Origin of the sequence: Clostridium sp. AM43-3BH, from assembly GCF_003479985.1 — a bacterium.
GTDB classification, from domain to species: domain Bacteria; phylum Bacillota; class Clostridia; order Lachnospirales; family Lachnospiraceae; genus Otoolea; species Otoolea fessa.
In genome coordinates this window covers 12,702-25,054 of record NZ_QUIH01000002.1, presented here as the reverse complement: position 1 = coordinate 25,054, position 12,353 = coordinate 12,702, and the positions used below count along the sequence as shown (strand labels likewise).

Genomic DNA, 12,353 nt, shown 5'->3' with positions numbered 1-12,353 from the left:
GGACGGGTGAGAATACGTTCTTATGATATAATGAGCGCAAGTGAGCCAGAAAGCTGCTTGCAGATTTAAGGCGAACGGCGAATCGTGATATAATGTGAACACTTAGCGAGATGTTTTAAGGAGGTATCAGCATTCATGCGGGAAATTCCAAAGCCGGGCGAGCGGTACCGGCATTTTAAAAATAAAGAATATCAGATTCTGGCGGTGGCGACCCACTCGGAAACGGGGGAAAAGATGGTTGTCTATCAGGCGCTCTATGGAGAATATGGCGTCTGGGTTAGACCGCTTTCTATGTTTATGGAAGAGGTAGATCGGGTAAAATATCCGGAGGCGGCGCAGAGATACCGGTTTGAGCGGATTGCGGCGGGTCCGTGGGAAAATTCGAAACAGCAGGAAATAAGGACAACCAGAACGACTCATGTCGTAAATGAAGGTGTTCGCCGTTCGAAAATGTCTGACGCAGCCACTCATTCCTGGGACATACCGCAGGAGGAACCGGAGCTGCATCCGCTTGTGGCAGAATTTCTGGATCAGGAAACGACCGAGGGCAGGCTGGAAGTGCTCCAGAGAATGAGCGGCAAGGTGGACAAGCGGGATCTCGACAGTCTCTGCTTCTGTCTGGATATGAATCCGGTCGGTGGAAGCGTGGAGGAAGAGCTGGACGCGATCCGTCAGTGCATCCGGATGCAGCAGAGGTACGATGCACCACGCCTGCGGTATGGAAAGTGAGCGGCTGTCTGGCAGAAGAGTCTGGGTAACTGTTCACGGGTAGGCACTTTTGGAACCGAAAGTGCCGTAAGAAAACGTGGTGGCAGCAGATTAGAAAACAGGATGGTTTGAGATGTTTCAAATAGAAGAAGAACTGAAAAAACTGCCGGGGCAGCCGGGTGTTTATATTATGCACGATGCGAAGGACGCGATCATCTATGTCGGCAAGGCGATCAGCCTGAAAAACCGAGTCCGTCAATATTTCCAGAGCAGCCGGGATAAGACGGCGAAGATCAAGCAGATGGTCTCGAAGATAGCACGTTTTGAGTATATCGTGACGGATTCGGAGCTGGAAGCGCTGGTGCTGGAGTGCAACCTGATCAAAGAGCACCGCCCACGCTACAATACGATGCTCAAGGATGACAAGACGTACCCGTACATCAAGGTGACGGCTTCGGAGGAGTACCCGCGGATCTTGTTTTCACGCCAGATGAAAAAGGATAAAAATAAGTATTTTGGTCCTTTTACGAGCGCGGGAGCAGTCAAAGACACAATCGAGCTGATTCGGAAGATATACCGGATCCGGGCGTGCAGCCGGAAGCTGCCGCAGGATATGGGAAAGGACCGTCCGTGCCTTTATTACCATATTCACCAGTGCGACGCGCCATGTCAGGGGTATATTTCACAGGCAGATTATCAGAAATCGGTGAAGCAGGCGGTCGGTTTTTTAAATGGACAGTATGAGCCGGTCATGAAATATCTGGAAGAAAAGATGAGGACGGCGTCCGAGACGATGGAGTTTGAGAAGGCGATTGAGTACCGGGATCTGCTTGAAAGTGTCAGAAAGGTGGCGCAGAAGCAGAAGATTACGAGCCAGAGCATGGAAGATCGGGATATTATCGCGATGGCGAAGGATGAGCGCGATGCGGTTGTGCAGGTGTTTTTCGTGCGCGATGGCAAGCTTATTGGGCGGGAACATTTCCATATGAATCTGACCGGCTCGGAGAGCAAGGCAGAAATTTTAAACAGCTTCGTCAAACAGTTTTACGCGGGAACGCCGTTTGTGCCGCATGAGATCTGGGTGCAGGAGGAGTTAGAGGACGCGGAGGTTATCGCCAGCTTCCTGACGGCGCGCCGGGGACAGAAGGTGCGCTTTGTCGTGCCAAAGATGGGCGAGAAAGAGCGGCTGGTCGAGCTGGCGGAGAAGAATGCGAAGATGGTGCTCTCCCAGGATAAGGAGAAGATCAAGCGCGAGGAACTTCGGACGATCGGGGCGATGAACCAGATTGGATCGTGGATCGGACTTTCGGGAATCAAGCGGGTAGAAGCCTACGATATTTCCAATATCAGCGGTTTTGAGTCGGTCGGTTCGATGATTGTCTACGAAAATGGACGTCCGAAACGCAATGATTACCGCAAATTTCGCATCCGGACGGTGCAGGGACCGAACGATTACGCTTCAATGCGCGAGGTGCTGCTGCGGCGGTTTTCCCATGGCCTGGAGGAGACGAAGAAACTGCAAGCCGAGGGCGGCGATCTGGCGATGGGAAGTTTTACGCGTTTTCCAGATCTGCTGATGATGGATGGCGGACGCGGACAGGTTAATATCGCGCTGGAGGTATTAAGAGAGCTTCAGCTGGAAATCCCGGTCTGTGGCATGGTAAAGGATGATAACCACCGGACGAGGGGATTATATTATCAGAATGTGGAAATTCCAATCGATCGCCATTCGGAAGGATTTCAGCTGATCACCCGGATTCAGGACGAGGCGCACCGGTTCGCGATCGAGTACCACCGGAGTCTCCGGGGCAAGGAGCAGGTGCGCTCCGTGCTGGATGATATCAAGGGCATCGGACCAGCGCGCCGTAAGTCTCTGATGCGGACGTTCAAGACGATCGAAGCAGTCCGGGAGGCGAGCGTGGAGGAGCTGGAAGCTGCGCCACAGATGAACCGGGCAGCTGCCGAGGCAGTCTATATATTTTTCCGTGATGACAAGCAGGGGAAGATGTGATAGGATGTAGACAATAGTAAAAATAAAAGGAGACAAAAGTATGGGTGGAGTGACGATAACAGAACTGATCGATAAGATGGGGCTTCGCAATATGACGCCGGAGCTGGAGACGGACAATGTTATGCTGGTGCATGCGGATGTGAACCGTCCGGCATTGCAGCTGACTGGATTTTTCGACCATTTTGACAAGGACCGTGTGCAGATCATCGGTTATGTGGAAAATGCGTACATCTCGACCCTGACTCCTCAGCGCCGCCGGGAAATGTTTGACAAACTGCTGTCTTCGGGTATACCATGTCTGGTATATAGCCGCGGCATGGCACCGGAGGAGGAAGTGCTGGAGCTGTGTAACCATTATGGGGTTCCGTGCATGGTATCGGAGAAGACGACTTCGGATCTGATGGCGGAGATCATCCGCTGGCTGAACGTCAAGATGGCGCCGATGATCAGCATTCACGGCGTACTGGTCGATGTATTTGGCGAGGGTGTCCTGATTATGGGCGAGAGCGGTATCGGCAAGAGTGAGGCAGCGCTGGAACTGATTAAGCGCGGTCACCGTCTCGTCAGCGATGATGTGGTCGAGATCCGCCGCGTCAGCGATGAAACCCTGATCGGTTCGGCACCGGATATTACCCGTCATTTCATCGAGCTTCGCGGTATTGGCATTATCGATGTCAAGACGCTGTTCGGTGTAGAGAGCGTAAAGGATACACAGTCGATTGACATGGTAATCAAGCTGGAGGAGTGGGATAAGGACAAGGAGTATGACCGCCTTGGCATGGAAGATCAGTATACCGAGTTCCTTGGCAACAAGATTGTATGCCATTCAATCCCGATCCGTCCGGGACGTAACCTGGCAATCATCGTAGAGTCGGCGGCAGTCAACTATCGTACCAAGAAGATGGGATATAATGCGGCGAAAGAACTGTACAAGCGGGTACAGGCGAACCTGGCAAGAAGAGATTGATGGAACGCTTCACGCAGTCTGATTCGTGTGATTTAGTGCGGAAATCCTGACTTGCAAGGGATGGAGCCGTTATGAAATGAATAAAGGAAAATAGATATGTCTAATTTTTATCAGAAACTTTGTGATGCCATCGGCGCTGCTTCCGTGCGGGAGCAGGAGCCGATGAGCGCACATACGACCTTTCGGGCTGGTGGACCAGCCCGCTATTTTGTGACCCCGGAGGGCGAAAAAGAGCTGGCGGCAGTGCTGGCGGCGTGCCGGGAGGCAGAGAAAGCGTATTACATATTAGGAAATGGAAGCAATCTGCTTGTCAGTGATGCGGGCTATCCGGGCGTGATGATCCTTCTGGGAAGCCAGTTTACAGAGGTGGTCTGTCCGGAGGGCGAACCGGGCGTCTATGAGCTGGGCGCCGGTGTGCTGCTTTCGCGTGCCGCCAGGGAGGCGCAGAAGGATGGAATGACCGGATTTGAGTTTGCAGCCGGGATTCCTGGAACCGTGGGCGGCGCGGCGGTCATGAATGCGGGCGCTTACGGCGGAGAATTAAAGGATGTGCTGGAATCTGTGCGCGTGATGACGCCGGACGGCGAGGTAAAAGAGCTTAAAACGGAAGAACTGGATCTGGGTTACCGCCACAGCTGCATCCCGGAGCGCGGATATATCGTTTTATCGGCGCGGATCCGTCTGGAGAAAGGTGATCCGGAAGCGATCCGGGTGCGGATGGATGAACTGGCAGCCAAACGGCGGGAAAAACAGCCGCTGGAATATCCGAGTGCCGGAAGCACCTTTAAGCGCCCTGAGGGCTATTTCGCCGGAAAATTGATCGAAGATGCCGGACTTCGCGGCTATCAGGAGGGCGGCGCACAGGTGTCGGAGAAACACTGTGGTTTCGTTATCAACCGCGACCATGCGACGGCTTCGGACATCGCGGGGCTGTGTGGGACGGTGCAGAAGCGCGTGTATGAGCAGTTTGGGGTGAAACTGGAGACGGAAGTAAAGATGCTGGGCTTTTAAGATATTAAGATATATAGAGTATGGAAAAGGGAGGAACAATATGCGGCTTGTGATCGTAACCGGTATGTCGGGAGCCGGAAAGACGGCGGCACTGAAAATGCTGGAGGACATGGGATTTTACTGTGTTGACAATCTCCCGATCCCGCTGGTGGGAAAATTTGCGGAGCTGGTGCAGAGCAGCAGCGGGGAGGTAAGCTGTGCAGCGTTGGGAATCGATGTCCGCAGCGGCGACGAGCTGGCACAGCTGGAGGGAACACTGAATGATTGGAATAACATCCAGTTTCCGTATGAGATCCTGTTTCTGGATGCCAGCGATGAGGTGCTGATCAAGCGATATAAGGAAACGCGCCGTTCCCATCCGCTGGCAGGAAAAGAGCGGCTGGACCGCGGTATTGCGAAAGAGCGCCTGAAACTCGATTTCCTGAAAAAGCGGGCGGACTATATTCTGGATACCAGCACGCTTCTGACGCGGGAGCTCAAGGCGGAACTGGAACGGATTTTCATGGGGCGCGAGCGCTTTTCCAGCCTCTTTGTGACGATCTTAAGCTTTGGCTTTAAATATGGGATTCCGTCGGACGCGGATCTCGTGTTTGACGTCCGTTTTCTGCCGAATCCTTATTATGATGAGAATTTAAGAAGCCATACCGGCAATGAGAAGGCGGTGCAGGACTTTGTGCGCCGCGGCGGGACGGCAGACGTATTTTTGGATAAACTCTATGACATGATTGACTTCCTGTTTCCGTACTATGTAAAAGAAGGAAAGAATCAGCTTGTCATAGCAGTCGGATGTACCGGTGGAAAGCACCGTTCAGTTACGGTGGCGAACCGGCTCTATGAGCGCCTCAAGGAGCACTCGGAAATAGGGCTTAAACTGGAACATCGGGACATAGAGATGGATAACCGGACAAAAGGGTAAACGGAGGTAGAGAACTTTGTCATTTTCAGCCCGGGTAAAGGAAGAGCTATCGCATCAGCTGAGCAAGGCGAGGCACTGCCAGATTGCAGAGCTGGCGGCGATTTTGAGCCTTTGCGGCAAGATTCATATCGATGAAGAGGATCATTTCAGCATACGGATCCACACGGAAAACGTAGCGGTTGCACGAAAATACTTTACATTATTGAAAAATACATTTAATATTAAGGCGGACATTTCGATCCGGCGCAATGCATTTTTAAAAAAGAGCCGTTCTTATACGCTTCTGGTGCGCGATCACGAAAATGCACTCCGGGTGCTGGAGGCGGTCAAGATGGTGGATGCGCAGGGAAATGTCGGGGAAAACCTTTCGGTGGTGCGGAATCTGGTGATTCAGAATGCGTGCTGCAAGAAGGCATTTATCCGGGGCGCTTTTCTGGCAGCCGGATCCTTAAGCGATCCGGAGAAATTTTATCATTTTGAGATCGTATGCGCGTCGCTTGAAAAGGCGGTGCAGCTTCAGAATGTGATTCTGACATTCGACATCGATGCGAAAATAGTTGTCAGAAAGAAGTATTATGTGGTATATATAAAAGAAGGCAGTCAGATTGTGGAACTTCTGGGGCTGATGGAAGCGCATGTGGCATTGATGGAGCTGGAAAATATCCGGATCCTGAAAGAAATGCGAAACAGCGTCAACCGTCAGGTCAACTGCGAGACTGCCAATATCAATAAGACTGTTTCGGCGGCAGTCAAGCAGCTTGCGGATATCACATACATCCGTGATACGGTCGGGCTGGATTACTTGCCGGAGCTTCTTTCAGAGGTAGCACAGGTCCGTCTGGAGATGCCGGATGCAACCTTGAAGGAATTGGGGGAGAATCTGAGCCATCCAGTTGGAAAATCGGGAGTCAATCACAGGCTCAGAAAGATAAGTGTAGTAGCTGAAAGTCTCCGCGAAGAGCGGGGCGAGTAAAGTTAGGTTATTGTTCACAGGCAGGAATTTCCCGGATGGAAAATTCCGTGCGATACAGTAGTGGCAGCGGATTTTGCCGTTTTTTTCGAGCGGGGCTCGATGAGGAGGATATTATGACAAGTAAGGAAATCAGAATTGGTTTGAGTTCAGGTCTGGAGGCACGTCCGGCGGCGATGCTGGTGCAGGTGGCAAGCCAGTATGAGAGCAGCATCTATGTGGAAAGTGAAGAAAAACGCGTCAATGCAAAGAGCATCATGGGCATGATGACGCTGGGACTGGCAGAGGGCGCGCACGTAAAGGTAACGGCTGATGGCAGCGACGAGGAGAGTGCGATCGAGGGAATTGAGAAATATCTGAGCAATCAGTAGAAATCCAGATTTCTGACCGGTTTTCGGAAAGAGACAGGGAACGTAACAGTTACACAAAACAAGAGCTTTGATAGATGAGGGGGTGTCGTTTCGCGGGAAACGGCAGTCCCTTAAAAGATCTGAATGGGAGGAAAAAGGTGGCATTTACACATCTGCATGTGCATACAGAGTACAGTCTGCTTGACGCATCGAGTAAAATAAAAGAACTGACCGCCCGGGCGAAGGAGCTGGGGATGGACAGTCTGGCGATTACCGACCACGGCGTCATGTACGGCGTGATCGATTTTTACCGGGCAGCCAGAGAAAATGGGATCAAGCCGATCATCGGCTGTGAGATCTATGTGGCGCCCGGATCGCGTTTTGACCGGGAGGCGGGAAGCGGCGAGGATCGCTATTATCATATGATTCTGCTGGCGGAAAATAATACCGGCTATCAGAATCTGATGAAGATCGTCTCCAAGGGCTTTGTCGAGGGCTTTTATTATAAACCGCGTGTAGATGACGAGGTGCTGAGAACCTACCATGAAGGCATTATTGCACTCAGCGCGTGTCTGGCGGGCGAGATCCCGAGGTATTTGTCGAGAGGCATGTATGAGGAAGCGTGCAAGTCGGCGCAGAAATACCGCGATATCTTTGGACCGGACAATTTCTTTCTGGAATTGCAGGATCACGGCATCCCGGCGCAGCGGACGGTCAACCAGGGCTTGATGCGGATGAGCCAGGAACTGCAGATTCCGCTGGTGGCGACGAACGACTGCCACTATATTTATAAAGAAGATGTGGAATCGCACGATATTTTGCTCTGTATCCAGACGGGCAAAAAAGTCACGGACGAGAACCGGATGCGCTATGAGGGCGGGCAGTTCTATGTCAAATCCGAGGAGGAGATGCGTGCGCTGTTTCCGTATGCACAGGAAGCACTTGACAACACGCACAAGATCGCCGAGAGGTGCAATGTCGAGATCGAGTTTGGCGTGACGAAGCTGCCACAGTATGATGTCCCGGACGGATATACGTCCTGGGAATATCTGCAGAAGCTCTGCGGGGAGGGCTTTCACAAGCGCTACCCGAACGACGATGGGACGCTGCGGGAGCGCCTGAGGTATGAGCTGGACGTTATCCATTCGATGGGATATGTCGATTATTTCCTGATTGTGTGGGATTTTATCCATTTTGCAAAATCAAACGGTATCATGGTTGGTCCGGGACGTGGTTCGGCAGCGGGCAGTATCGTCGCGTACAGTCTGGAGATCACAGACATCGACCCGATCCGCTATCAGCTGATTTTCGAGCGTTTCCTGAATCCGGAACGAGTTTCCATGCCTGATATCGACGTCGATTTCTGTTTCGAACGGCGTCAGGAGGTGATCGACTATGTCGTGCGGAAATACGGAAAAGACCGCGTCGTGCAGATTGTTACCTTCGGTACGCTGGCGGCAAAGGGTGTCGTCCGCGACGTGGGGCGCGCGCTCGATATGCCGTATGCACAGTGTGATGCGATCGCAAAAATGATTCCGGGTGATCTCGGCATGACGCTAGACAAGGCGCTCAAAGCCAGTCCGGATCTGCGTGAGGCGTATGAGTCGGATGATTCGGTCAAATATCTGATCGACATGAGTAAACGTCTGGAGGGGCTGCCGAGACATACCTCCATGCATGCGGCGGGGGTTGTCATCAGCCGTGCGGCGGTCGATGAGTATGTGCCGTTGTCCAGGGCATCTGACGGTTCGATCACGACCCAGTTTACGATGACGACGCTGGAAGAGCTGGGACTTCTGAAAATGGATTTTCTGGGTCTTAGAACCCTGACGGTTATCCAGAATGCGGTTCGCCTGGTGGAGAAAACGACCGGAAAACCGCTTGATATAGATAAGATCGATTACAACGATAAAAAGGTGCTGGATTCGATTGGAACCGGCAAAAATGACGGTGTGTTCCAGCTGGAGAGTTCCGGCATGAAAGGATTCATGAAAGAGCTAAAGCCGGAAAATCTGGAGGATCTGATCGCCGGTATTTCCCTGTATCGTCCGGGTCCGATGGATTTCATTCCACGTTATCTGAAAGGCAAAAATGACAAGGTTTCGATTGTCTATGAGTGCCCGCAGTTAGAACCGATTCTGGCGCCGACCTATGGCTGTATCGTCTATCAGGAGCAGGTTATGCAGATCGTGCGCGATCTGGCTGGCTATACCTGGGGACGAAGCGACCTGGTGCGCCGTGCGATGGCAAAGAAAAAAGCGGCAGTCATGGAGAAAGAACGCCAGAATTTCGTCTACGGCAATGCACAAGAGGGCGTAAAGGGCTGTATTGCGAATGGGATCGACGAGAAGACGGCGAACCATATTTACGATGAGATGATCGATTTTGCGAAATACGCCTTCAACAAGTCGCACGCGGCGGCGTATGCGGTTGTCTCCTACCAGACAGCATATCTGAAATATTACCATCCGGTCGAATTCATGGCGGCGCTGATGACCTCGGTCAAGGATAATGTTACGAAGGTATCGGAATATATCATGAGCTGCCGTCAGATGGGTATGAAGATCATGCCGCCGGATATCAATGAGGGCGAGGGCGGCTTCTCTGTTTCGGACGGCGCGATCCGCTATGGTTTATCGGCGATCAAGAGTATCGGTCAGTCGGTGGTGGATGAGATTGTGCGGGAGCGGACCGAACATGGAAAATTCCGCTCGCTGGAAGATTTTATTGACCGGATGTCGGGCAGGGAAGTCAACAAACGCACATTGGAAAGCTTTATCAAATCCGGTGCGATGGACGGGCTGCCGGGAACCCGCAAGCAGAAAAGTATGGTCTGCGGTTCGATGGTCGATCAGAAGAATAAAGAGAAGAAAAATACGATGGAAGGGCAGATGTCACTCTTTGATTTTGCAGCGGAAGAGGACAAGAAGAGTTTTCAGATCACATTTCCGAATGTCGGAGAGTATTCGAGGGAAGAATATCTGGCATACGAGAAAGAAATGCTGGGCGTCTACGTCAGCGGGCATCCGCTGGAGGAATATATCGGCACCTGGGAGAAAAATGTGACGGCGAAGAGCTCCGATTTTGTTGTGGATGAGGAGACCGGTTCGGCGGTGATTCACGACGGCGCGTATGTGACGATCGGCGGAATGATCACCGAGAAAACGGTTAAGACGACCCGGAATAACAAGATGATGGCGTTCCTGACGGTGGAAGATCTGGCGGGAAGTGTGGAAGTGCTGGTATTCCCGAAGGATTATGAAAAACGGCGCGATATGCTGATAAAGGATGAAAAAGTCTTTATCCGCGGGCGCGCATCGGTCGGCGATGAGCCGGTCGGAAAACTGATCTGCGAGCAGATTATCCCATTTTCGCAGGTGCCGCGCGAGCTGTGGATTCAGTATGCGGACAAGGAAGCGTATCTGGCGGGAGAGAAAGAACTTCTCGACCTCCTGAAAACAAGTGATGGAAATGACACCGTGATCATTTACCTGGGACGTGAGCGCGCGAAAAAGGTTCTGCCGCGCAACTGGAATGTGCGGGCAGGCGAGGCGCTGGTGACGACGCTCAGCGAGATGCTGGGCGAGAAGAACGTCAAGGTGGTGGAGAAGCCGCTGGGGAAGATTTCTTCATAAGTGTTAAAAGTTGCATTGGACATTGGAAGCTTTGGTAACTGGGCACGTATGTGTGAACAGTAACACGCTTTGGCGACATGTTAAAAAAATATCATAAAAAATCTTGAAATGACCTATAAAATGAATTACAATAAAATTGTTTGAAAATTGTGGTAGCACGCAGTGCAGAACAATTTGGTATCAGAAAGGTCAAAAGATTCGAAAATAAAACGGCTGGTTCACGGTTGGGGATGTGAAGCGGAAAGCCTTAGGACGGAGGAATAAGCGATGGCAAAAGAGGTTAAAACGATTGGTGTACTGACAAGCGGCGGCGATGCGCCGGGTATGAATGCAGCGATCCGTGCGGTGGTCCGGACTGCGATCAACAAGGGCATGAAGGTAAAAGGTATCATGCGTGGTTACGCTGGACTTTTGCAGGAAGAGATTGTGGACATGGACGGAACCAGCGTGGCAGATACGATTGGCCGTGGCGGTACGATCTTATACACAGCCCGCTGTCCGGAATTTATGACCGAGGAAGGTCAGAAGCGCGGCGCAGAAATCTGCCGCAAGCACAACATTGACGGTCTGGTCGTCATCGGCGGCGATGGTTCCTACCGCGGCGCCGGAAAGTTATCCGCGCTGGGAATCAATACGGTAGGTCTTCCGGGCACGATCGATCTGGATATTGCCTGCACCGATTATACGATCGGGTTTGATACCGCGATCAACACGGCGATGGAGGCGATCGATAAGGTAAGAGATACTTCCACCTCCCATGAGCGCTGCAGTATCATCGAGGTTATGGGACGCCACGCGGGATATATCGCCCTGTGGTGCGGTATCGCTAATGGCGCCGAGGATATTCTGCTTCCGGAGCGGTACGATGGCAATGAACAGATGCTGATCAACCGCATCATTGATAACCGGAAACGCGGCAAGAGACATCATATTATCATTAATGCCGAGGGCATCGGACATTCCGCGTCGATGGCGAAGCGAATCGAGGCGGCAACCGGCATCGAGACACGTGCGACGATCCTTGGTTATATGCAGCGAGGCGGCGCGCCGACCTGTAAAGACCGCGTCTATGCGTCCATCATGGGCGCCAAGGCGGTGGAGCTGCTGGAAAAAGGAAAGACCAACCGCGTGGTAGCGTATAAGCACGGCGAGTTTCTGGATTTTGATATTCAGGAGGCGCTGAATATGAAGAAGGATATTCCGGAAGATCAGTATGAGATTAGTAAGCTGCTGATTCGTTAAGGAATTTGATGGCTGCTTGTGAGATGGGCTGGCATATGAACGGAGAACAGGCTTCTCAGGGATAAAGGGAGAGCCTGCTCTCCGTTCGTGCGTCAGCCCTGTTTGTGGGCAATGGAAAATGAAACAGATGGAGGTGCAAGAAAATGGCAGAAATGCAGAATCCCAATACAGATGGGGACTCCACCGTACTCTGCGGTGCGAATTCGTATGTGGAAAAATATTATCTGAATGAGCAGTTTTCGGGGCTGCCGGAGTCAATTAAGCAGGAATTACAGATCATGTGTGTTATGTACACAGAGGACATCGGCGGTATTATTTTGCTGGAGTTTATGCCGGATGGCAGACTGCAGTTTAAGGTTGAGGCGGAGGAGAATGATTACCTCTTTGACGAGATCGGAAGCGCGCTTAAAATCAAGCAGTATCAGGCGGAGAAGCGTGAGCTGCTGGAATCGCTGGAGCTGTATTATAAGGTGAAGGTGCTGGGAATCCCGGCGGACGAACTGTTAGACGACGAGCAGATGGAACGGTATCAGGAAGATTAGA

At 51.9% G+C, this 12,353-nt stretch carries 10 protein-coding genes; all 10 read left to right on the top strand.

Translation table 11 applies throughout. The features are described from left to right. Positions 1–135 precede the first annotated feature (135 nt). The 10 genes from DW931_RS03560 to DW931_RS03515 all read left to right on the top strand — a co-directional run bounded on the left by DW931_RS03560 (position 136) and on the right by DW931_RS03515 (position 12,352). Positions 136–729 (top strand): DUF1653 domain-containing protein, encoded by a 594-nt coding sequence (locus tag DW931_RS03560; RefSeq protein WP_022359296.1) that lies wholly within the window; start codon positions 136–138, stop codon positions 727–729. 112 nt (positions 730–841) lie between these two features. After that, entirely contained in the window at positions 842–2,719 is a 1,878-nt protein-coding gene (gene uvrC / locus DW931_RS03555; protein WP_118467289.1) for an excinuclease ABC subunit UvrC, read from the top strand. 40 nt (positions 2,720–2,759) lie between these two features. After that, positions 2,760–3,686, top strand: a complete 927-nt coding sequence (hprK, locus tag DW931_RS03550; protein ID WP_022359298.1) for an HPr(Ser) kinase/phosphatase — start codon at positions 2,760–2,762, stop codon at positions 3,684–3,686. A gap of 96 nt (positions 3,687–3,782) precedes the next feature. Beyond that, a complete protein-coding gene (gene murB, locus DW931_RS03545; RefSeq protein WP_118467291.1) occupies positions 3,783–4,697 on the top strand; it encodes a UDP-N-acetylmuramate dehydrogenase in 915 nt (304 codons plus the stop codon). A gap of 40 nt (positions 4,698–4,737) precedes the next feature. Then, positions 4,738–5,613: an RNase adapter RapZ gene (rapZ, locus tag DW931_RS03540; RefSeq protein ID WP_022359300.1), complete on the top strand. Its 876-nt coding sequence runs from the start codon at positions 4,738–4,740 to the stop codon at positions 5,611–5,613. A 16-nt stretch (positions 5,614–5,629) separates the two neighbouring features. After that, positions 5,630–6,586, top strand: a complete 957-nt coding sequence (gene whiA, locus DW931_RS03535; RefSeq protein WP_118482263.1) for a DNA-binding protein WhiA — start codon at positions 5,630–5,632, stop codon at positions 6,584–6,586. A gap of 113 nt (positions 6,587–6,699) precedes the next feature. Further along, positions 6,700–6,954 (top strand): HPr family phosphocarrier protein, encoded by a 255-nt coding sequence (locus tag DW931_RS03530; RefSeq protein ID WP_107001048.1) that lies wholly within the window; start codon positions 6,700–6,702, stop codon positions 6,952–6,954. Positions 6,955–7,091: 137 nt separating this feature from the next. Next, on the top strand, positions 7,092–10,568 hold the full coding sequence (locus DW931_RS03525; RefSeq protein ID WP_118482264.1) for a DNA polymerase III subunit alpha: 3,477 nt from the start codon (positions 7,092–7,094) through the stop codon (positions 10,566–10,568). Positions 10,569–10,835: 267 nt separating this feature from the next. Continuing rightward, positions 10,836–11,810 carry a 6-phosphofructokinase gene (gene pfkA / locus DW931_RS03520; RefSeq protein WP_022359304.1) on the top strand — a complete coding sequence of 325 codons (975 nt, stop codon included), beginning with the start codon at positions 10,836–10,838 and terminating at the stop codon, positions 11,808–11,810. A gap of 143 nt (positions 11,811–11,953) precedes the next feature. Beyond that, entirely contained in the window at positions 11,954–12,352 is a 399-nt protein-coding gene (locus tag DW931_RS03515) for a DUF6145 family protein (protein WP_022359305.1), read from the top strand. Position 12,353: the final 1 nt, after the last annotated feature.

Coding starts and splice junctions, on each gene's coding strand:
- DW931_RS03560 (WP_022359296.1), top strand. CDS start 136: ATGCGGGAAATTCCAAAGCCGGGCGAGCGGTACCGGCATTTTAAAAAT.
- hprK (WP_022359298.1), top strand. CDS start 2,760: ATGGGTGGAGTGACGATAACAGAACTGATCGATAAGATGGGGCTTCGC.
- pfkA (WP_022359304.1), top strand. CDS start 10,836: ATGGCAAAAGAGGTTAAAACGATTGGTGTACTGACAAGCGGCGGCGAT.
- DW931_RS03530 (WP_107001048.1), top strand. CDS start 6,700: ATGACAAGTAAGGAAATCAGAATTGGTTTGAGTTCAGGTCTGGAGGCA.
- rapZ (WP_022359300.1), top strand. CDS start 4,738: ATGCGGCTTGTGATCGTAACCGGTATGTCGGGAGCCGGAAAGACGGCG.
- murB (WP_118467291.1), top strand. CDS start 3,783: ATGTCTAATTTTTATCAGAAACTTTGTGATGCCATCGGCGCTGCTTCC.
- DW931_RS03515 (WP_022359305.1), top strand. CDS start 11,954: ATGGCAGAAATGCAGAATCCCAATACAGATGGGGACTCCACCGTACTC.
- uvrC (WP_118467289.1), top strand. CDS start 842: ATGTTTCAAATAGAAGAAGAACTGAAAAAACTGCCGGGGCAGCCGGGT.